Source organism: Paraburkholderia sp. J12 (assembly GCF_905220215.1).
Taxonomy (GTDB): Bacteria; Pseudomonadota; Gammaproteobacteria; order Burkholderiales; family Burkholderiaceae; genus Paraburkholderia.
Genome location: NZ_CAJMZC010000010.1, coordinates 42,154 through 62,151, shown reverse-complemented (window position 1 = coordinate 62,151; position 19,998 = coordinate 42,154). Strand labels below are relative to the sequence as shown.

At 60.6% G+C, this 19,998-nt stretch carries 19 protein-coding genes and 4 riboswitches; of the genes, 4 read left to right on the top strand and 15 right to left on the bottom strand.

Translation table 11 applies throughout. The features are described 5' to 3' along the window. Window positions 1–607: 607 nt before the first annotated feature. From U5760_RS20730 to U5760_RS20665, 14 genes are all read right to left on the bottom strand, one after another. A complete protein-coding gene (locus U5760_RS20730) occupies window positions 608–1,822 on the bottom strand; it encodes an MFS transporter (RefSeq protein ID WP_322014166.1) in 1,215 nt (404 codons plus the stop codon). Window positions 1,823–1,856: 34 nt separating this feature from the next. Continuing rightward, window positions 1,857–2,207 carry a hypothetical protein gene (locus U5760_RS20725; RefSeq protein WP_322014165.1) on the bottom strand — a complete coding sequence of 117 codons (351 nt, stop codon included), beginning with the start codon at window positions 2,205–2,207 and terminating at the stop codon, window positions 1,857–1,859. Window positions 2,208–2,572: 365 nt separating this feature from the next. Next, complete coding sequence (locus U5760_RS20720) at window positions 2,573–4,567, bottom strand: proton-conducting transporter membrane subunit (protein WP_322014164.1); 1,995 nt, start codon at window positions 4,565–4,567, stop codon at window positions 2,573–2,575. Further along, complete coding sequence (gene nuoB, locus U5760_RS20715) at window positions 4,557–5,366, bottom strand: NADH-quinone oxidoreductase subunit NuoB (protein WP_322014163.1); 810 nt, start codon at window positions 5,364–5,366, stop codon at window positions 4,557–4,559. Before nuoB ends, U5760_RS20720 begins: the two co-directional genes overlap by 11 nt. A gap of 30 nt (window positions 5,367–5,396) precedes the next feature. Next, window positions 5,397–6,884: an NADH-quinone oxidoreductase subunit C gene (locus U5760_RS20710; RefSeq protein WP_322014162.1), complete on the bottom strand. Its 1,488-nt coding sequence runs from the start codon at window positions 6,882–6,884 to the stop codon at window positions 5,397–5,399. Further along, window positions 6,881–8,359, bottom strand: coding sequence for a proton-conducting transporter membrane subunit (locus U5760_RS20705; RefSeq protein ID WP_322014161.1), 1,479 nt, complete (start codon window positions 8,357–8,359; stop codon window positions 6,881–6,883). Before U5760_RS20705 ends, U5760_RS20710 begins: the two co-directional genes overlap by 4 nt. A gap of 2 nt (window positions 8,360–8,361) precedes the next feature. Next, window positions 8,362–9,042, bottom strand: coding sequence for a hydrogenase (locus tag U5760_RS20700; RefSeq protein ID WP_322014160.1), 681 nt, complete (start codon window positions 9,040–9,042; stop codon window positions 8,362–8,364). A gap of 4 nt (window positions 9,043–9,046) precedes the next feature. Then, entirely contained in the window at window positions 9,047–9,994 is a 948-nt protein-coding gene (locus U5760_RS20695) for a respiratory chain complex I subunit 1 family protein (protein WP_322014159.1), read from the bottom strand. Between the two features lie 231 nt (window positions 9,995–10,225). Beyond that, window positions 10,226–10,296: riboswitch (Fluoride riboswitch) on the bottom strand. 50 nt (window positions 10,297–10,346) lie between these two features. Then, complete coding sequence (locus U5760_RS20690; protein ID WP_322014158.1) at window positions 10,347–10,715, bottom strand: DUF190 domain-containing protein; 369 nt, start codon at window positions 10,713–10,715, stop codon at window positions 10,347–10,349. Window positions 10,716–10,865: 150 nt separating this feature from the next. After that, window positions 10,866–11,231, bottom strand: a complete 366-nt coding sequence (locus U5760_RS20685) for a hypothetical protein (RefSeq protein WP_322014157.1) — start codon at window positions 11,229–11,231, stop codon at window positions 10,866–10,868. A 36-nt stretch (window positions 11,232–11,267) separates the two neighbouring features. Next, window positions 11,268–12,560, bottom strand: coding sequence for a phosphopyruvate hydratase (eno, locus tag U5760_RS20680; RefSeq protein ID WP_322014156.1), 1,293 nt, complete (start codon window positions 12,558–12,560; stop codon window positions 11,268–11,270). Between the two features lie 37 nt (window positions 12,561–12,597). Further along, window positions 12,598–13,896, bottom strand: a complete 1,299-nt coding sequence (gene eno / locus U5760_RS20675) for a phosphopyruvate hydratase (RefSeq protein WP_322014155.1) — start codon at window positions 13,894–13,896, stop codon at window positions 12,598–12,600. An 81-nt stretch (window positions 13,897–13,977) separates the two neighbouring features. After that, complete coding sequence (ppa, locus tag U5760_RS20670; protein WP_322014154.1) at window positions 13,978–14,514, bottom strand: inorganic diphosphatase; 537 nt, start codon at window positions 14,512–14,514, stop codon at window positions 13,978–13,980. After that, window positions 14,514–14,843 (bottom strand): DUF190 domain-containing protein, encoded by a 330-nt coding sequence (locus U5760_RS20665; protein ID WP_322014153.1) that lies wholly within the window; start codon window positions 14,841–14,843, stop codon window positions 14,514–14,516. The genes ppa (U5760_RS20670) and U5760_RS20665 overlap by 1 nt, the downstream gene beginning before the upstream one ends. A gap of 173 nt (window positions 14,844–15,016) precedes the next feature. Next, window positions 15,017–15,088, bottom strand: a riboswitch (Fluoride riboswitch). 141 nt (window positions 15,089–15,229) lie between these two features. Beyond that, a riboswitch (Fluoride riboswitch) is annotated at window positions 15,230–15,296 on the top strand. A gap of 115 nt (window positions 15,297–15,411) precedes the next feature. Between U5760_RS20665 and U5760_RS20660 the strand changes: the two genes are divergently transcribed. Then, window positions 15,412–15,882: a hypothetical protein gene (locus tag U5760_RS20660; protein WP_322014152.1), complete on the top strand. Its 471-nt coding sequence runs from the start codon at window positions 15,412–15,414 to the stop codon at window positions 15,880–15,882. Window positions 15,883–15,896: 14 nt separating this feature from the next. Next, window positions 15,897–16,445, top strand: coding sequence for an inorganic diphosphatase (gene ppa, locus U5760_RS20655; protein ID WP_322014151.1), 549 nt, complete (start codon window positions 15,897–15,899; stop codon window positions 16,443–16,445). Here ppa (U5760_RS20655) and U5760_RS20650 read toward each other — a convergent pair. Further along, a complete protein-coding gene (locus U5760_RS20650; protein WP_322014150.1) occupies window positions 16,434–16,886 on the bottom strand; it encodes a hypothetical protein in 453 nt (150 codons plus the stop codon). The two genes, ppa (U5760_RS20655) and U5760_RS20650, sit on opposite strands and share 12 nt — an antisense overlap. A 101-nt stretch (window positions 16,887–16,987) precedes the next feature. Next, a riboswitch (Fluoride riboswitch) is annotated at window positions 16,988–17,057 on the top strand. A gap of 45 nt (window positions 17,058–17,102) precedes the next feature. Between U5760_RS20650 and U5760_RS20645 the strand changes: the two genes are divergently transcribed. Together U5760_RS20645 and U5760_RS20640 are read left to right on the top strand one after the other, a co-directional pair. Continuing rightward, window positions 17,103–17,855, top strand: coding sequence for a hypothetical protein (locus U5760_RS20645; RefSeq protein ID WP_322014149.1), 753 nt, complete (start codon window positions 17,103–17,105; stop codon window positions 17,853–17,855). Between the two features lie 14 nt (window positions 17,856–17,869). After that, a complete protein-coding gene (locus U5760_RS20640; protein WP_322014148.1) occupies window positions 17,870–19,969 on the top strand; it encodes a dynamin family protein in 2,100 nt (699 codons plus the stop codon). The last annotated feature ends 29 nt before the right edge of the window (window positions 19,970–19,998 follow it).

Below are 19,998 nucleotides of genomic sequence, written 5' to 3'. Positions count from 1 at the left end.
CCCGTCTGCGAGGCGAGCCGGGTGGCGCACGAACAATGGCTTACCGCAGCCGCAGACAACGTGCGACTCGAGCAACCCGGCTGGATCACGCTCCCGACGTGCCACACTCACTTGCTGCGCTGCCTCGAGCAGGCAGACGGAAATCTGCAGCGCGCAGCACTTCAGCGCTACCTCGAAGCGGCGTTACCCGGCCGTCCAGCGCCCGCTTCAGGTGAAGGGTCTGCCACAAAACGGCGTCGGCGTAACAAGGTCCGATGGTTTGACGCGGCGACTCGCGCCGCAGAGATAAACAACACAGCGTCCGCGTCACATGCATCCGGAGCGCCTCAGCACGAGCCGTGCCCCGGCTGTGATACGGAGGAGATCGCCGCCCGTCGCGCCATTGCCCAGTTGATCCGGAAGGTTTCCCGCGCGGCCGGGGAAGAGGTGATGCTGGTTACTTCGGGGCTTTGCCTCAAGCACTTCGCAGAAGCGCTAATCTACGCATCGGACCCTGTCATCGAACGTCGGCTGACCGCGGCCCTTTGCCGTAACCTGCATCGTGACCCGGAGGTCTTGACACCGCCGACTCCTATATCGGCAAGTTCAGGCAGCAAAGCCGGGCTCTTCAGCCGTCAACGGCTCGCGAATCCTGCTGAACGGCCTTCCGCTGGATGAGCCATGCAAATACCGGTAGGGCCATGAGCTGGGAGATCACGCAAAACAATACGGCACTCGTGATGGACCGGTCATAAATCCAGCCGATAAGCGCACTGCCGACGAACCAGAAAATGCCGTAGGCTGCCGTGAAAATTCCAAAGGCCGAAGCGCGTCGAGCCCTGCTGACCATGGGCGCCACGGCTGCAGGAATGATAGATTCGTGCACGCCCATGCCCATACCCCAGAGCGCGGCGCCAAGAACCGCGTATTCGACACGGCCGGAAAGAAATACGAGCGGCGCAAAAGCGGCCGCCGCAACCGTCAATGCGATCAGTACGGGAAATCCGTACCTGTCAAAAAGTCGCCCAAGCAGGAGTGACGCACCGCCGCTAACGGCCATGGCGATTGCGTAAAGCAGCGGCACCCAGTCTGCCGGAATAACGTGATGAACCGACCAGTGATAGGCGATTAGCGGGTAGTCGGCAAATCCGGCGGCGACCAGACCTGCACCTGTGAGATAGACCCAGTACTCCACAGGATAACGGTCGACGGAGGCGGCGAGCGCTTCGCTTTGTTCGAGATCCTGAGGGTGAGGAAACGAGATGCGCGCCAGCGCGACGAAGCAAAGGTTGATGATGGCCGGAATAGCCAGAAGGGCGAATGCGAGTCGATAGTTTCCATGTACCGCAATGACGGCGGCGACGACAAGCGGTCCGACCATTGCGCCGAACTGGTCGAACGCCTCATGAATCCCGAAGGCCCAGCCATATCCGCCGATACGCTTCGCGGCGCTCGCAAGCATCACGTCGCGCGGCGGATTGCGGATGGCCTTGCCCGTGCGCTCCAGCACAATTAGCACCGCGGCGGCCTGCCAGCTGTGAACCAGTGCGAGCAGCGGAACCGAGCTCATCTGGACCACGTAGCCGACGATCGTGATTGGCCAGAATTGCCGCGATGCGTCCGCCAGCTTGCCCGATACGACCCGCAAGCCATAACCAAGGAGTTCGCCGAAGCCGACAATGACACCGATGACTGTCGCAGATGCATCCATGGAGGCGAGCCACGGGCCGAGGACAGCGCGCGCACCTTCGTACGTGAAGTCAGCAAAAAAACTGAGAATACCGATGAGCAGTACAAAATGCATGGCGCGCTGTGCTGCAAGGCTTGCGCCGATACCCTTCATGAAGGCCTCCGTCGGGAATGGACCAGAAAGCTGACTAGCGCTCGCGCCATCGCAGTTCGGGATGCATCTGGATATGCAGCAGCACGAGCCAGCGACCTGGGCAGTCGTTCGCGATTGATATGACCCGCGGAGGTATGCCGTCGAAACCCAGAAATTGCCGGGAAGCAGCCGTTTCGTAGGCCTTCTTTGCATCGAAGCGTAACCACCTCATGGTGGCGGGCATGGTAAGCGCGCCGAAGGCGACGAACCACCATCTTTGCGTGCCGGGATACAGGACCATCACAAGACACGACAGCACCCATGCCAATATTTCATTACCAAGCAACGCGTAGGCCGTAAGCATCACCTGCCCCTTCAAGCGTTCCTTTTTTGAATCCCAATCCACAAGTGCCTCCCCGTATCTCTGCATAACCAATCCCCCACGACTGGCCTCTCAGGAAAAACGCATACCTATTCTGGCGGTCTATCTCATCCGTGCTCCAGTCGCCCCGCCGCCGGCTTTGCTATCGAAATCGATCACGCCGGCGCTGTGCTGGAGCGATCCCCGACGAATCGTGAACCTTGTCGATCAGCCGGTTGTGTCGCCTTCGACTGACGGGCCACCGGTGTGATGGATCGCCCCAATAAATGCCCCAGGACTTCCTTCATTCCGGAACTGATAGCCATCATTGGTCGAAAAAAAGAGGACGGTAATTACGGGAGGCATGCGAACCCATCGAGCATGCAGCAGGATGGCTACGAGACATACCGCTACAGGAGCGTGAGAAACAGGATGGCAATCAGTAACCCCCCGATCAACGCCAGGTAAAAGTTCAGGTTGCCGGACTGCAGCGCGCGCAGCTTCTCTGCGCAAAAACTGACAATACGTACTGCGGGGTCGAAAAGATGCCGCTCGAAGAGATCGGTCACGCCCGCGGAAAACACTAGCCGCTTGATGAAGTACTCGCGCTGCTCGTGCTCACGCGTGGTACTGATGGTCGGCTGATAAACAAAGCTGTAGAACGTGCGCATTGCATTCGAAAACGTCAAGGCGGTCGTCATCGCATCCCGCGGGTTCGTTGTCATTCCGCCAAACCACACAGGTACACGCCGCACGCCGCGACGCCTCGTCAGCCACAGCAGGACACTGGGCACGATCGCGAGCAGTGGCATGACGATGATCAGCTTCGATGGGGAGATAAACGCAAATTTGTCCGTCAACGGAACGAGCAGCCAGCCGGACACCATCGCATGCGGACTGTTGGCATTGAATAGCGCCTGTGCGCCGACCGCCAGTGCATTGAGCCATAGCGGCGCCCCCACTGCCACCGACAGGACGCAAAGACCGAGGATACCAACCGCCATCGCGGTTGCCCGGGGTATCAATGGCGTAACGTCCACGTCCGGCAATCCGAGCAGTCCCAGCCCGAAGACCTTGACGAATGTTGCCAGTGCAACAGCTGCCGCGAGCGCGAGCCCGGCGCCGGCAAGCACGAGCACCAGCCTTCCAATGAACGAAGATAGATGGAAGCCCTGAAAGACAGACTGGAACACGTACCATTCGCTGACGAAACCCGCCTGCGGTGGAACCGAGGCGAGGCTCATCACCGCGAATACGGCACCCAGCCCGAGGAGAAAGCCACTGCGCTTCAGCCAGCCGTGCTGAACGATATCGTAATTGCCCGATGCCTGGAAAACGCCGTCGGCCGTCAGGAAAAGTGCGCCCTTGGCAAGCGCGTGCCCCGCCAGGTGGAGCAGCGCCACCGTCCATGCCAGTCCTGCCAGATCCGCGAGATGGTCAGCACGAAAGAGTTGCGTCACGCCCAGCATCACGATTGCGATCGACGCGTTCTCCGCCGACGAATAGCTCAGCAACGCGCGCCAGTCGTCCTGCTGGAACGCAAAGAGTACCGCCAGAATCGCGCTGATGACGCCCAGCGCAATGGCGATCACGCCGAGGCCGAACGCGGTATTGCCACTGACCTCGACATCGAGCCAGCTGTTCCATCCACGGCTTAGCGCGAAATACGCGGCATTGAGCACGACGCCGGAGAAGAGCGCACCTGTCGCCCCGCTGCCGCTCGAGTAGGCGCGCGGAAACCACTCGTAGAACGGCAGCATGCCGAGCTTCGCGCCGAAGCCAACGAGGAGCGCGAGTCCCGCAAACCACGACACGACGTCGCCGGAAATCGCGGCGCCCGCGATGAAATGTTCAAAGCCGATTCCCCCCGCTGCATGGTCCAGCAGGATGACCGCAAAGACCAGGGCAACGGCCCCGACCTCCAGAAGCGCGAGCATCAGCAAAACCGGCTTTGCCTCGTCCTTTTCGGCGCGCTCTCCCGCCAACATCAGCGCTCCGCCAAGGCTCATCACTTCCCAGGCGACCAGCAACGACGCCCCGTCCTGCAGGCCCGTGACGCCGAGGGCGCCCAGCAGGCTGAACGCCGCGCCAGCGTACCAGCGTCCCGACCTGCCCGCGAGCGGCGAACCCAGCCAGCAGGCGAAGATCGCCGGCACGAGTCCGAAACCGAGCAGCCACAGGCCGGACGGCTCGACGACGAACGAGACGGGCTGGGCCGCCAGCGAGATGCCCAACGATACGGACGGCGTCCCGCTCGGCAACGCGACGAGACATGCGAGCATCCCAATCAGGCAACCCAGACCCAGCAGTGCGCGCACGACCGCATGCACGGGGCGCACAGGAGACAGCAGCGCGGCCGCGATCCAGGCCGCGACCGCAAGCGCGAAAAGCTGGTTAGCGTTCAATGCGCCCTCCTCTCATTCGCTGTTCGGCGCGCCCGACGATCAGCAGCAGCGCATGAATGAGCGCGGCAGGATTGGGCGGACAGCCCGGAAGATAAACGTCGACGGGTACGACGCCGTCAAGCCCGTTCCCGCACGCATAATTGCCACCCGAAACGCCACCCGACACCGCGCAGGTGCCCGTCGCGATGACCCATCGGGGGACCGGCATCGCCTCCCAGGTCTCAAGAAGCGGGCCACGCATCGCCTTCGTGACCGGTCCCGTTACCAGCAAGACATCCGCGAAACGCGGCGATGGCGTAAAGAAAATGCCAAGGCGGTGCAGGTTGTAGAACGGGTTGTTCAACGCCTGAAGCTCGGACTCGCAGCCGTTGCACGACCCGGCGTCGACGTGCCGGATATGCAGGCTACGACCAAAGGGGCGACGCGTGCGCCCCGTCGCCTTCCGGGCGGCGGGTTCGGCCGCCGCCTCGCCCTGTCTGAGATCGCGCCGTTCGCTGACACCCAGTGCCCAATCAGTCGATTCGACAAAGGCGCCGGTGGGACAGACTTCCGTGCAGCGCTGGCACACGATGCAACGTCCCCAGTCGACTTCCGGTTTCGCCGCATCGCCCTGCGGGGCGCCGAAACTGATCGCGTGGGTGACGCAGGCCTGCGCGCATGCGTCGCATTGCGGCTGGCACTTCGCCGGATCGTAGCGCGGCATACCGAGTACGCCCGGTTGCCCGTCGTCATCGCCCTTCAACGGCCAGTCCGTGCTCGCGCAGCCTTCCTTGAGTCCAAACCAAGTCCAGAGTGACATGGGGTGCCTTCCTCGAAAAGCGTCTGGTGGCTAGCGGGCACAGCCCGAAACCGTCAGGCCGAAACTGGCCTCGTTGATCGCATAGTCCATCATGTTGCTGTCATGGACAGTTGACGGAAAAACACGCCAGTTCGCAAACGACGGCGACTTGATCTTCACCCGCGTTAGCCGGCTATCCGCATCGAAATGGACGGCATAAAGGATCGTTCCGCGCGGCGACTCTGACCAGCCCAGTCCTTCAGTCCCCGGGCCTGGCGCGCAGGCGGCGTGCAAGGGACCTGGCGGCAAGCCCTCTGCAATGGCCTTTTCGACAAGAGCGACACTTGCATGCAACTCGGCGATGCGAACCCGCATCCGGGCAAACGCATCGCCGTCCTGAGCAACTGCAACCTCCGGTTGCAGTGTCGCGTAAGCAGCGTAGGGGTGGTCACGCCTCAAATCGCGATCCACACCTGAAGCCCGCTCGATCGGGCCGGTCGCCCCTTGATCGAAGGCAAGTCTGCGGCTCAGGAGTCCTGTAGAAATCAGCCGGTCCAGATGGCTGGTGGTCTTTTCGATCAAACCGATGTACTGCTCGATCTGCGGTTTCAATACGCCCAAGCCTTCGGTAATCGCCTTGAGGTCGATCTCGTGCCGAACGCCACCGGGCCAGATCAGGCTTCGCAGAAACCGGCTGCCGCTTGCCCGGCCGTTGATCTGTTTGGCACGCTCTTCAAGGAGTTTTCCCTGCGCTTCGCCGACCTTCAGGGTCGTCGTATGGCAAAGATGGCCAAGATAATGAAGATGATTGTAGATACGCTCAAGCTCGGCCGCGATGAGCCGGATCCACCTGGCGCGTGCTGACACCTCACAGTTGGCAGCGTCCTCGATCGCCTGGACGTAGGCAATCGCGTGAGCAACGCTGTCAATACCGGTTACCCGTTCTGCGAGCAACGTGGCCGAGTCGGCGTCCATGCCTTCAAATTGCTTCTCCATGCCGCGGTGCTTCAGAAACAGGTTTGGGTGATAGTAAAGAATGCCTTCACCCAGGTAGTAGAAGATGAACTGTGCCGATTCGAGCACGTCAGCCCGAACCGGGCCGAACGGCAGCAACTGCACATGCTTGCCCGATACCGCCGGTAGGGATGGCGCTGCCAGGTGCGCCGCGATGCTCTCCCCGGTTGCAGCAACGGGCTCGAGAGGACCCCGGTCCTCGCGCGGCAGAAACGCCGTGACCAACCGCTCGGGCTCCGGGTGACCAGAAAACGCAACACCACTCATTTCCATGATTTCGCGCTCGTGCCAGCCGAGCAGCGGACAGATCGCTGCGAGACTGGGCACGGGGTTTCCGTTCACGTTCACGCGCCAGCCAGTGAATCGCTCCTGACCGGGCACGGTGTAGACATATCGAAGTTCGGCGTTCAACGCAGACGGGTACCATGCATACATACCCTGAAATCGCCCTCCTGCCGCAAGTATTCTCTGCGCGCGAGCGGCAAGTTCGTCTGGCGCGACCGGTGCGTACTCACAGTTGTTCATCGCATGCCTCCGCCGAGATCCCCTGCAACGATCTCGAAGAAACGCCACAATTGCTGGGGCCACCAGATTCCAAGCACGAACACAGGCAGTAGTGCCATCCACATCGGCAACGTCATCCACGCGCTGACGTTGACGCCATTCGCAACCGGTGCTGGTGCGCTGACCGGTGTCTGGTTGTCGAAGTACATGGTCCTGAAGTGATTCAGAAAACCAATGAAGATTACGATCAGGAGCAGCAGCAACACGATGACTGCCCAGGCGTTCGCCGTGGCGAACCCTGCTCGCATGAGCGTCAGCTCGCTCAGGAAGAGTCCGAATGGCGGTGCCCCGGTAATTGCGACCGCCCCTGCAATCCACAATGCGCCGGTCACAGGAAAGCGCGACCACACCCCGCGAATCGCATCGATATCCTTCGTGCCATAGACACGCATTACGTTCCCTGCTCCAAAAAACATGAGCGATTTGTTAAGGGAATGGTTGAGCATGTGGTACAGCACGGCGGCAATGGCCAACGGCCCACCAAATCCAAGCCCTAGTGCAAGTACGCCCATATGCTCGACACTGGAGTAGGCCATGAGCCGCTTGATGCCCTGTTGCTTCACAATAAAAAGTGCAGCGACAAAGAGTGAGAATGCACCAAAAGCGACAAGGACCGTACGCGGCAAAGGGGATCTGCTCGCTGCATCGGTGACCGTCAGAAAGCGGGCGACGCCGAGCATCGCCGTGTTCAGGAGTGCGCCGGAAAGCATGGCCGATACCGGCGCAGGACCTTCGCTGTGGGCGTCGGGCAGCCACGTATGCATGGGCGCGAGTCCCGCTTTCGTGCCGTATCCGACCAGCACGAGCAAAAAGGCCGTTTGCGTCAGCGCCGGACTCATTCGTGGGGCCGCGTGACGCAGGGTCTCCCAGGTAATGTCGTAGGTAGGCCCCAGAACGAGACTTCCAGCCCAGTAGAAGAGGACCGTCCCGAGAAGTGCGAGACTGATGCCGGCCGACACCACAATGATATATTTCCAGGCCGCCTCAATCGCCTCCTGTCCGTGCTCGAAACCCACAAGGAACGTGCTCACCAGCGTCGTCAGTTCGATGGCGATCCAGTAGACACCGATGTTGTTCATCAACGGGCCGCAGATCATCGTTGCCGCGAACAGGGAAAACAACGCGTAAAAGCTGGGCAGGCGCGCTTCCTCGTCCCGAAGCAGGCGCATGTAACCCACGGCGTAGATCGACGCAAGACAATAGACAATGCAGGTACAGACGAGAGTCCATGCGCCAAGCGCATCGAACAGCACGTAGTCGTTGATAAACGTTCGGGGGCCGTCGACGTGGACGACAAGCCACAAGGAAGCGAAGAGGCAGACGACCGCCGCCACAAGATTGGCGTACTCCGCAACTCGCCCATGCTGGCTGGCGCCTGAAACCGCAGCGGACAGGACGGGGGCAATGACAACAATCGCAAGCCACGTTTCGATCATGATCACCCCACTAGGCGCCTGAGCTCGCGGCTGCTCGTACTGCCCACGTGGGCAACAAGGTAACGTACCAGCACGCCGAAACTCACCACGATGACGAGCAGGTCGAACAGCAGCACCAGTTCGATCAGGAGCGGCATTCCCGGAACCAGAATCTGTGATCCGAGGAAGATTCCGTTCTCGAGGACGAGCAAGCCGAGCACCTGACTGATTGCCTCCTGACGCACCGCAAGCATCAGAAAGCCAATGAGCTTCATCGAGAGCATGACCGTGAGCGCAAGTACGACTACGGTACCGCCAAGACCAAGTGAGTTGCCGAGATGATTCGATACGACAAAGGCAAAAAGCACCAGTAACGCACCTAGCACGAGGCAGGAACTCGGCTGTAACGTGACGTGTAGCTCCCGCTCGACAGCCAGGCGGGCAATGATCCGCCAGATAAGATACGGAAGCACAAGACCGCGGAAGAACGCGGTAAGCACGGCAACGAAATAGAGCTCGTGGTAATTTCCGTAATAGCCGACTGCGCCCGACAGGATCGCGATCAACCACGACTCCGCCATGAAGGCCAGCAGATAATCCTTGAGCCAGCGCGACCCCAGCATCACAAACGCGAGCAAAAGACTCCCGATCGCGAGAAGGCTGAACAGCGATGCGGCGAGTGGACTCAGATGAGCGAGAAGCATCGGTTCACCGTAGCTGGTTAGCGGCAATAGCAAGCACCGCGAGCATGAACGATGCCGCAAGCGGCTCCTGGTAGCGGAAAAAACGCAGGCGTGACTGTGCCGTTTCGACCAGCACGACAACCAGCGCCACAACCAGCATCCGGACGAACAGTCCGGCTGCCGCAGCCAATGCCCCGACCGCCGTGCCGTGCTGCGAGAGTCCCCACGGCAAGGTGAGGACATTGCAGAAGATCGTGAAGAGGATAAATTGCTTCATCATCGACGCCCACTTCAGCAGCGCGAGCAGCGGGCCCGAGTATTCGAGGATACGGGCCTCTTCGATCATATAGACCTCGATGTGCGTGCTCGAGTGGATGGGCAAACGGTCCGTTTCCACGAGGAGCAGCACAAAAAAGGCAAAGACGAGGAAGAGATGCGCCGGGCTCCAGTACACGGAAGGCTGCTGCACGAGCAAGTGGTTGACGACAAATGGCAACATGGCTTTCGCGAGCAGTGTGATGCCGACAAGAACGAGAATCAGCGTCGGTTCGGCCAGAATACCGAGCATCACTGACCGGCTCGCTCCAATGCCGCCAAAGGCACTTCCCGAATCAAGACCGGCCAGGACAATCGCAAAAGAGCCCAGCGTCAGAATGAGGCCGCCCCCCAGGATGTCACCCATATCGGAAAGCGGCAGCGGAAAATCGGTGAGGACAGGAATCAGAATTGGGACAGTCAACATGCACGTGAACGCCACTAGCGGGGCGCACCAGTAGATCCACGATGCCGTGCAGGGAACCACAAGCTGTTTGCAGAACAGTTTGCGCAAGTCGCGGTACGGTTGGAAGATACCGGGTCCACGACCGCGCTGGATGCGCTCCTCCCATTGAAGGATCACCCCCTGCAACAGAGGAGAGAGGACGAGAACGGTCACCACCTGGGCGATCTGGAGCAAGACGTCGCGCAGGTTCATCGCAGCCCTCCCGCCTGGCAACAGGAAGACTCGGCGGCAAGGAGAACGGCGCAGACCCGGCCGCGCATCCGACGCCATGACGGCATGGTGCTGCAGACCTCAATGCAACAGGGAATTTGCCATGAAGAGTCGCCGTAGCATCCCATGTTCTTCGCTTTTTCTGGCGTCAATATGCCCGGGATGCTCGTGAATGCGAGCCGGCCAAAAGTGCCTACCGGCCCCGGCTTCCGGGGACTGGTAGGCATCATCAGCCGCGGGGGAAGACGCGGCGGTTAAGGGAGGATGCCATCTCCGCAAATTTCAGTATCGAGTATAGGAGACCTCCCGATACATGCAAGCCCGCAAACTTCTGCTAGTGCGGGCGCCGGTGAAAGAGAGAAAAATGCTTTCTCGCATCGCCATGCCCGTCGTCGCCAATCAAGCCGAACTCCACCGGGGAGCGCGTATAAAAAACGTGAACGTGCGCGACTTTAACGGCCTCGAGCATCCGGTCGGCCTCGTCCTCCGTTACGGCGAGGATGATCTGAACAGGCTGGTCATAGAGCCTGATCATGTGCGCCGCGTGGTGAGCACCCGCGTGCCCCGTCCCTTCGGCGCAGTTGATGACCGTTGCACCATGAATACCAAGGTGCTTCGCTTCATGTAGAAGCCATTCAGTGACCGTATGATGGCCGTGGTGGCGATTTTGTTCGGTATAGAAAGTAAGCTGGTAGCCGTTCATGTCTGCCTCCGTCAAACGACACCAGGATGCCGTCAAGAGGATGACAGATCCGGGGACCGACGATCCCTCAAGCCATTCTAGTGCATGAAAACAGTGCAATTGCATGCCACACCGCAACGGAGCGTGCGTCTGCCCACCACCGTGTCTACTTCATAGCGGATGACCTGTGTCGCCGTCCACCGTTTCTACAAAGCGAATGGCCTCGCTAAATACCGGTGCAAGTTGATCGAGCCGCTCCCGCGCGACGCGCATTTCAACCCATTCCCGCATGGTCGACCGTCCGTACGGCTGAAAATGAAAAGCCAGCCCGGCGTCAACAAGACGTTGTGCATAGTCTGGAGGCAACCTGATGCCGATCCCGCTGCCGTAGACACATAGCACAACACGATGCCCGAGGAAAATAGCGGGGTAGCCAAAAACCGCGCCCTCTCGAACTATCGGGTTCAATTCCCTGACGCGAACCAGCACCGCCTCAAAAAGGTCCCTGTCATGAAGTAGTCTCGGCGTTTCACTCATGACCACACTCCAGCGCTACTCTGAACCCACCGCCGGTCAACGCCGCGGCCTGAATGCATCACGCCCGGCGTACCTGGCCGCCGCGCCCAGACTCCCTTCAATGGTCAACAGCCGGTTGTATTTGGCGACGCGCTCGCCTCTCGCCGGCGCGCCAGCCTTGATCTGCCCGCAGTTCAGCGCCACTGCCAGATCAGCAATGCTCGTGTCTTCGGTCTCTCCGGAGCGGTGGGCCACCAGGCACGAATAGCCTGCAGAGAGCGCCATTCGCGCGGTGTTGAGTGTCTCGGTGACAGTGCCGACCTGATTGGGCTTGATGATGACGCAGTTACAACACCGCTGTGCGATTCCCTTCACAAGAAAGGACCGGTTGCTGACGAACAGGTCATCGCCTGCTATCTGCATCGCGTTGCCGAGTTCGCGCGTAAGTTCGGCATAGTTGTCCCAATCGTTATCCATCAGCGGATCTTCGACAGAGACAAGCGGGTAGCGGACACTCCAATCCCGACACAATCCAATCATCTCCGCAGCAGAGAGACTACGCCCCTCCAGATCCAGACGATATTGGCCGTCGTGCCAAAGGCCCGCTGCCGCAAAGTCAATGGCCAGTGCAATATCCTCTCCTGGGCGGTATCCGGCACGCTCTATTGCCTGCATCAACATGCCAAGGGCCGCTTCGTTGGAAGAAAGCATGGGAACAAAGCCGCCCTCGTCACCCAGATTGGTCGGCGCGTGATGTTCGACCAGCAACTCCCGCAGCGTGTGATAGGTTTCGACACCGTACCGGAGTGCCTCCCGGAACGTCGGCGCGCCGAGTGGGACGAGCATGAATTCCTGAAGATCGGGCCCACCGTTTCCATGGCTGCCCCCGTTGAGAACGTTGAGCATGGGTACAGGCAGAACGTGCGCATGGTCGCCGCCGAGGTAACGGAAAAGCGGCAGGTGACACACCTGTGCGGCGACACGCGCGCACGCCAAAGAAACGCCCAGCGTCGCATTGGAGCCCAACCGACTTTTGAAATCCGTCCCGTCAAGTTCGATCAGTGTGGCATCGATGCGCCACTGGTCATCAGCGGGCAGTCCCGTCAGCGCGGGCGCAATCAACTCATTGACGTGCCTGACCGCCTTCGTGACTCCTTTACCCGCATATCGATGCTGATCGCCGTCTCGCAGCTCTAAAGCCTCGGATCCACCGGTCGAGGCCCCCGATGGAACCGCCGCCCGCGAGAGCGATCCGTCGTCCAGCACGACCGTTACCTGGACCGTCGGGTTGCCCCTCGAGTCCAGCACCTCTTCTCCCAGTACGCGTGCGATCGATACGGACGTAGCCATCCCCTCCCCCTTCACCTTGTCGCCACGAGACGCCCCGCTAGCGACGCTGAAGCTGATGAAAGGCCTCGCGGCCCGCGAAGCGCGCATCCTTTCCGAGCATTCTCTCGATCGCAAGGAGTCGGTTGTACTTCGCGACACGCTCCCCGCGCGCGGGCGCGCCCGATTTGATCTGGCCACAGCCCAACGCAACCGCCAGGTCGGCAATGCTCGTGTCCTCCGTCTCCCCTGAACGGTGCGAAACAAGACAGGTGTATCCGGCGGAAAACGCAAGCTCGGCCGTATCGAGCGTTTCTGTCACGGTGCCAATCTGATTCAGCTTGATCAGAATGCTGTTGCAGCAGTGCTCGTCAATACCTCGCTGGAGAAACTTGCGGTTCGTCACGAACAGGTCGTCGCCCACGATCTGCACCTTGTCGCCCAACTCGCGAGTCAGTGCGGCGAACCCTTTCCAGTCGTTATCCGCGAGCGGATCTTCAAGCGATACCAGCGGATAGCGGCTCACCCAGTCAGCCCAATAGGCGATCATCTCTTCCGACGACAGCACCTGGTTGTCGCGAGTCAGGTGATAGTGACCATTCTCGTAGAACGAACTCGCCGCCGGATCGATGCCGATAGCGATATCCTCACCCGGCCGGTAGCCTGCCCGCTCAATCGCACGCAGGATGAGTTCGACCGCGACGGCATTCGAAGGCAACTGAGGGACATACCCGCCCTCATCGCCGACGTTCGTGGAAGCACCCGCGTCTGCCAGCACAGCCCCGAGCGCGTGATACGTCTCCGCGCCGTAGCGCAATGCCTCGCGAAAGGTCGGAGCACCAAGCGGAACCAGTTTGAACTCCTGAACATCTGGTCCTTGATGACCATGCTTGCCGCCATTGAGCACATTGAACATCGGCACGGGCAACACGTGTGCGCTGGCTCCGCCCAGGTACCGGAACAGCGGCAAGCCACTTTCGACGGCCCCCGCTCTTGCGCACGCAAGCGATGCTCCAAGGATGGCGTTTGCGCCCAGTACATGCTTCGATTCCGATCCATCCGCTGCAATCAGCTTCTCGTCCACTAGCCTCTGGTCATCAGCCGGAGTGCCCGTCAGCGCCCAGGCGATCTGCTCATTGACGTGCTTGACCGCCGACAGCACCCCCTTCCCACCATAGCGGCCCGGGTCTCTGTCCCGAAGCTCGACCGCTTCGAATTCACCGGTCGATGCGCCTGAAGGCACAGCAGCGCTGGCCGTCACGCCACTGGAAAGCGTGACCGTTACTTCGACGGTCGGGTTGCCCCGCGAGTCGAGAATTTCATCAGCCGAGATGGCTTCTATCACTGCACGGTTACTCATCGTGACTCCAGTTATCTGAGCGCTTCGGAGGCGGTGCCCTCTGTGAACAGGACCGCCGTCTGTTATCAGGAGAGGTACGACTCAGGGATGCGCGTCACGAAATGCCGCAACTGCACTGCGAATCGCCTGATAGGCCGCATCGATATTGGCCCATCCCTCGAACTGGACCCATTTGCTCGGCTCCAGCTTCTTGTAGTTCTCGAAGAAGAACTGGATCTGGTTGAGCGCGTATTCGCCAACATGCTCGAGTTCCGTGATACCGCGCGTTGACGGGCAAACGCCGTCGACCGGCACCGCGATGATCTTTTCGTCGGGTCCGGCCTGGTCAGTCATGTTCATCAAGCCGACTGGCCGGCACGGGATCAGGGACAGTCGCTCCAGCGCAAACGGCGCGATCACGATGATGTCCAGCGGGTCACCATCCCTGGCAAGCGTTCGCGGGATAAACCCGTAATTCGCCGGATAACGCATGCCGGCACTCATGATCCGGTCGACCCTGAGCAACCCCAGTCTCTTGTCAGCCTCGTATTTCACCGGCTCGCTCTGGGCCGGAATTTCAATAATGGCATTGACTTCCAGTGGCACGTTGTCGCCGACGGGAATAGCGTTGAAATCCATTACAGGCCTCCATCCGTTCCCAGGATGTCGTATTCGATCGGCGCACGCGTGTAAAAGAGGCGAACGCCACCGCCATGCAGTTGCGCAAGCAGTGCATCGATCTTTGCGTCGTCGGCGATCAGCGTCACCGCGACGGGCTGGTCTGCGAGTTCGAAAAAGCGCGCCGCATGATATTTGCCTTTGGCGTCGACGCCTTCGGCGACTTCGACGACCGTTGCGCCGACAATACCCGCGTGCCTGGCTTCATCGAGCAACCAGTCGACAACCGTGTGGTGCTTGATCCGGTGACTCTGATTGGCCGCATACAGGGTGAGCTGGCTTCCCTTCACGAGTACCTCCGAGCCAGGAAGCAAACCGCCTTATCGCGAAAGGACAGACGCACACACCCACCACGCGCCGCACGGCGTGGAAAAATAACTGATCTCATGAAAAACCAGATTCGCAGTTTGAGCCAATCTGGGCAGCAGGACGCCTTGGCAATGCCTACGACATCCTGGACCCAGGAACCGTAGGCATCATTAGCCGGGCAACGCCGGCGGTTTGGACAAGGAGGAATGCCATCTCCTTGTGCGGAGTGTAGCACGCACAATTTGCACCCGCCACTGGCGAGTCGCCAGGGAATCGGCGCCAGCGGCGACATCCGAACCGGGCCGCCCCCACGTTGGGTCTCAAAACCCGATTGCGCGGCCCTGCTGCATTGGCTAGAGTGAGAATACAGATCTACGGAGATGGCATTCTCCGCCAACCGCCGGCGTTACCCGGCTAATGATGCCTGCAGCCGTCCGGACATCGGGCCGCGCTGTTGCGCATTTCGCTTCCCCATGCCCCGACGACCCGTGCATTCGCCGGATTGCGCCGCGGTGAACGGTTTCCCGCGTGGCGCGAAAGGAGAAACGGATGATCGTCATAGACATCCCGGGGTTTCGCACCCTGAACCTGGAGCATCTTGTCCTCGACTTTAATGGAACCCTTGCAGTCGATGGCCGCTTGCTCGACGGCGCCGAGTCGCGCCTGTCGGCCCTCGCGAATGAGCTCGTTCTTCACGTCGTAACGGGGAACACCTACGGCGATGCGCGCGATCATCTGCGCAACTGCCCGGTAGAAGTCGTCTGCCTGCCGGCTGCCGGGCAGGCGCAGGCCAAAGGCGAATACGTACGGCGCCTTGGCGCTCACCGGGTCGCCGCAATCGGCAATGGACGCAACGACGCCTTGATGCTCGAGCAGGCCGAACTGGGCATCGTGGTTCTCGGCACCGAGGGGCTCGCGACGGACGCCCTCGAGGTAGCCGATGTCGTCGTGCGCCACGCGGTCGATGGTTTGGGATTGCTGCTACGACCCAAACGGCTGATAGCGACACTACGAAGCTAACAGGAGAGACGGCAATGGACTACAACGGCATCGGTGCCGGCAGTAACGTTCCGGCATCGTTTAACGTGATTATTGAAATGTCTGCTTTCGGAGAACCCGTGAAGTACGAAGCGGATCCTCGCTCCGGGCGACTGCGCGTCGAAACGTTCATGATGACGAGCATGCGGTATCCCGCCAATTACGGGTTCGTACCGGAAACGCTCGCGCCCGACGGCAGGCCTCTCGACGTGCTGGTAGTCGCACCTTTCCCCATCGTGCCGGGGGCAATCGTGGAGGCACGGGCGCTCGGAACTCTGCACCTCACGGACGAACGCGGTCCCGATTCAAAGGTTATCGCCGTTCCGGTCGACAAAGTCTGTGCATCGAGTACCGACCTCCTCTCGCTGGATGACTTGCCCAAACTGCTGCTGCACGAGTTCAGGCATTTCTTTGTCAATTACAAGGTCCTCGAGCATGCAAAGTGGTCGCGCTTCGAGCACTGGGGGTCGGTCGACGATGCAGCCAGCGAACTGCTTCAGGCGATTGCGGCATACCGTGAGACTACCGGAGACTCACCGGGATGATGGCGTGCCGGCATTGTCGCCGGCGAGCAGGCGCTGAAGGAGGAGATCGGCGCTATCGTGGAGTCTCCGGAGAAAGGCCGCATACTCCTTTTCGAAGGCTGGATCGAGTGCACCAAATCCGGACAGGCGAGTGGGCGACATCTCTTCGAGCGTAATGCCCACGAACTGCAACGTGACGATCAGCGCGTGCATCGCATCGATCTCGTCGCCCTCCAGGAGGATTCCCCATCGAGCGGCGGCCCGACTCACCTCCTGGCGGAAATCCACGAGAAAGGACTCGACGTCGTCCCGCTTCTGGCCATCGGGACGATGACGATAGTTGACGCGAGTGTTGCCGCTCCCATCCGCTTCGCAGATCCTGTGCATCTTGTCGAGGAGTTCCAGCAGATGCCAGAGGTGCCCGCGCAGCGCGCGTCTGGTGTTATCCGACGGTTCCCCCATTTTTTCCGGCCTCCGCAGTCTCCACGCTCAGTGTAGACCATCGCCGCTCCCCTTTTCGGATGATCCGTTGCCAATTCGCGGCGTGGTCATTAGAATGAATCTGTGCTTGCGGAGATGGCATACCTCCCAAACTGCCGTTGAAGATTAGCGGCTGATGATGCCTACGGTTCCTGGTCAGGAGCTGTCGGGTCATGGCAATGCCCCTGTCCAGGTTTTGTGTTCGTCAAGCCCGCCGGACAGCGTACCGTGCCTTTCTCCTCAGATATCGCTTCGCATCCCCCGCGCGCGTTGGACCTGTCCGATGGCGAGATCGACTTTCTCTGGTGGTTCATCCAGGGCAGCATCATGGATGCAGACGTCAGGGCGCGTCTCTACGCTCATTGGGGGATGTGCGCCAGACATGCCCTCGGCTTCTTCTGCGTCGAAGCCGCTTTTCGACCGCATCTGATCCACGGCAGCACCATTCTGTATAACGAATTAATGCGGCGCGCTTCTCACCTGCTCGACGGTCAGGGGCTGTACAGTCTTGCGCCGGCCGGGATAGCACGACATCGGTTACGCCCCTCTGGCCCCTGCCATATGTGCAGCCTGGGCTATGGGCCGCAATCGCCGGGGAACGCCCCGCCCGAGCGACTCGCGCAGGGCCGGGACCTTGCGAATGCGCGCACGTTTGCGCGGGAAAACCGCGCTGGATGGCAGCAGCATGTTTGCGGACGGTGCTCCGGAAACGGCAGCGACGTCCTCTGCCGGCACCATCTGATCGAAGCCACCGGGCACGAGGGCGCCCTTGCCCTAAGGCATCACGGCACGACTGCGGCCACGATAGCGGAGCATCTTGCGCGCTTCGAACACTCATTCCGTTGGGACAGCCGCGGTATCGACTCGGCCATGGACCGTGGCGCGCTCATTGCGTCCATTGGGTGGTGCAGTGGCTGGGACGAAATCCTCCAGACGTTGGATGCCTGCTAGATCAAGAGAACGTCATGACCCGGAACGACACTGACCGTCCCTTCCCGACCGCCTACTCCCGCCGCGTTGGAGAGGTCTTTGTGCGCATCGACACATGCCTGACGGATGTACTGCACTACCTCGATCCAGTCGTGCAACACTCTCCATTCGCTTCCCGGGTTGCAGATGCGGTTCCAGTACAGCACACGCTGATCCTGAACGAACTCGAACTCGTTCGCACAGCCATGCAGACAATCAGCGCGCGCCATGGAATTTCGCTCCCCGCACCCACCGCCAGTGCCATCGAATCCTGCAAGCTCCGGATCAGCGAGGCCATGCTCGCGCTATCCGCGCTTGACCCACGTACCACGACCGCAGGCAAGACAACCGACCAGGGTCTGACCGAGGATCTGGAGGAAGACGCCAGCCGGCTTGTAGGTCACCTGATGACACTACTCGACGCGCTTCAGGCGTCACTGTCGCGCGACGTCAATGCCCGTGCAGCCGACCCTGCCCACCCGGCTCCACTCACCGGCCTCCAGCGTGTCGCGGCCGGCGCTCCCGCTAATCCGTTGACGGAAGAACTCGAACGCATTACCGCCTCGCACGGCCTTGGAGATCTGCATCGCAGGTGCATCGACTTCGCACGTCATTCTGGATCCGCAGAAGTCGTAGTCGGACTGTTTGGCGCAGTCAGTGCGGGAAAGTCGTCACTGCTCAACAGCCTGATCGGCAGCTCGCTGCTTCCCGTAGCCGCGCTACCCACGACTGCTGTGCCGGTGGAAGTCCATTATGGAAAAGTCGAAAGAGGCGTCGTCGAATTAGTCGCAGCAAAGGCCGAACTGATCGATCGCGCACGCATCGCCGAATTTGTCGATGAGCATTCCAATCCCGAGAACATCAAGGGAGTTACGCGGATTGCGTTTGAAACTCCCGCAGCGCTGCTCTCCGCTGGCATCACACTCATTGACACGCCTGGCATCGACTGGGAGACGTGGGACATTGCGCAGGGAAGCCCACCAACCGTGCCCTGGTGCGATGTCGCCATCGTCCTCATTTCCGCGTCGGCGCCGTTGACGCTACGTGAAGCCGCACTCGTGCGTCAGCTCTGCAACCGTGGCGCGAGAGTTGCCGTGCTTGTCACGAAAATCGATCTCGCGGGCGCGGACGACCGCTGGAGAATCTATGAGCACGTGGTGCGCAGTCTCTGGAAAAGCACCCAACTCGAGGTTCCTGTCTATCTTGTCAGCACACGGGAGGAGGATCCTCCCTGGCGCCGCGCCTGGATCGATGGTCCCTTTGCAGATATGCTTGCCGAGTGCTGCGAAAAGCGCATCGACATGCGCCAGCGGCAGCTCGCGACACTCCGCCGGGACGTGCTCGATGCACTCCAGATCCGTCTGATGTGGCATGCGCCGGAAACCCACCCGGGAGAACAGGTGACCGAGGCCCTCCAGGGCCTGATTGCGAGCCGGGATGCCGTTCATGCGGCGATGCATTCGCAGCTGGATCCAGCCGCACTTGTCGAGCGCACCCTGTATGGCCTGGTGATCGAAATAGCCCACAATGCTGCGGCGCTATGGTCGGAGACACACGACATGTCCTTCGACGCGACACGGCTTGTCGAGCTTGCCGCAAACGCCCGCGCCCTTGCTTTTTCCAGCGCTGCAACACGGACCGTCGAAACGCTGCATGCAAAGGCAAGTGTCGCCTTGCATCACCTCGCTGACACGCTGGGCGCAGTGCGGCTCTTTCCGGCTCTTCCGGTCTCGTTCGTCGCGCCCGCGTTCATACTTCAGGACACAGTGCCCGCAACGGTGCTGCCGCGATCGTTGGGCTGGGTGTTCGGACGTTGGGGGTTTTACCTGAGCGCACGCAGTCCCTTGCAAGCCAGCGCATCCATGCAAATGGTCAAACGCTCACTCTATTCGTATCTGGAACTGCTTGAGGCCTGGAAACAGCGGGCGCTGTCCGCCCTTGCACAGACTCTCACCGAACATATCGAGCGATTACAGGGCAATCATGACGCCCGTGACCCCGCCATGCAGGAAGTGTTACAACGCCTGCGCGACGACATTGCGCGCCTTCGTACCGCCGAATTGAGCGACTCGTCAGGAAACGAAACATCGTCCTGAAGCGGGAGTGATATCGACGAGCCCGGTGA

What these genes read in the sequence shown, in the direction of transcription:
- U5760_RS20730 (WP_322014166.1), bottom strand. Translation starts at nt 1,822, where the DNA reads ATGAAGGGTATCGGCGCAAGCCTTGCAGCACAGCGCGCCATGCATTTT.
- nuoB (WP_322014163.1), bottom strand. Translation starts at nt 5,366, where the DNA reads ATGTCACTCTGGACTTGGTTTGGACTCAAGGAAGGCTGCGCGAGCACG.
- U5760_RS20710 (WP_322014162.1), bottom strand. Translation starts at nt 6,884, where the DNA reads ATGAACAACTGTGAGTACGCACCGGTCGCGCCAGACGAACTTGCCGCT.
- U5760_RS20705 (WP_322014161.1), bottom strand. Translation starts at nt 8,359, where the DNA reads ATGATCGAAACGTGGCTTGCGATTGTTGTCATTGCCCCCGTCCTGTCC.
- U5760_RS20700 (WP_322014160.1), bottom strand. Translation starts at nt 9,042, where the DNA reads ATGCTTCTCGCTCATCTGAGTCCACTCGCCGCATCGCTGTTCAGCCTT.
- U5760_RS20695 (WP_322014159.1), bottom strand. Translation starts at nt 9,994, where the DNA reads ATGAACCTGCGCGACGTCTTGCTCCAGATCGCCCAGGTGGTGACCGTT.
- U5760_RS20690 (WP_322014158.1), bottom strand. Translation starts at nt 10,715, where the DNA reads ATGAACGGCTACCAGCTTACTTTCTATACCGAACAAAATCGCCACCAC.
- U5760_RS20685 (WP_322014157.1), bottom strand. Translation starts at nt 11,231, where the DNA reads ATGAGTGAAACGCCGAGACTACTTCATGACAGGGACCTTTTTGAGGCG.
- eno (WP_322014156.1), bottom strand. Translation starts at nt 12,560, where the DNA reads ATGGCTACGTCCGTATCGATCGCACGCGTACTGGGAGAAGAGGTGCTG.
- eno (WP_322014155.1), bottom strand. Translation starts at nt 13,896, where the DNA reads ATGAGTAACCGTGCAGTGATAGAAGCCATCTCGGCTGATGAAATTCTC.
- ppa (WP_322014154.1), bottom strand. Translation starts at nt 14,514, where the DNA reads ATGGATTTCAACGCTATTCCCGTCGGCGACAACGTGCCACTGGAAGTC.
- U5760_RS20660 (WP_322014152.1), top strand. Translation starts at nt 15,412, where the DNA reads ATGATCGTCATAGACATCCCGGGGTTTCGCACCCTGAACCTGGAGCAT.
- ppa (WP_322014151.1), top strand. Translation starts at nt 15,897, where the DNA reads ATGGACTACAACGGCATCGGTGCCGGCAGTAACGTTCCGGCATCGTTT.
- U5760_RS20650 (WP_322014150.1), bottom strand. Translation starts at nt 16,886, where the DNA reads ATGGGGGAACCGTCGGATAACACCAGACGCGCGCTGCGCGGGCACCTC.
- U5760_RS20640 (WP_322014148.1), top strand. Translation starts at nt 17,870, where the DNA reads ATGACCCGGAACGACACTGACCGTCCCTTCCCGACCGCCTACTCCCGC.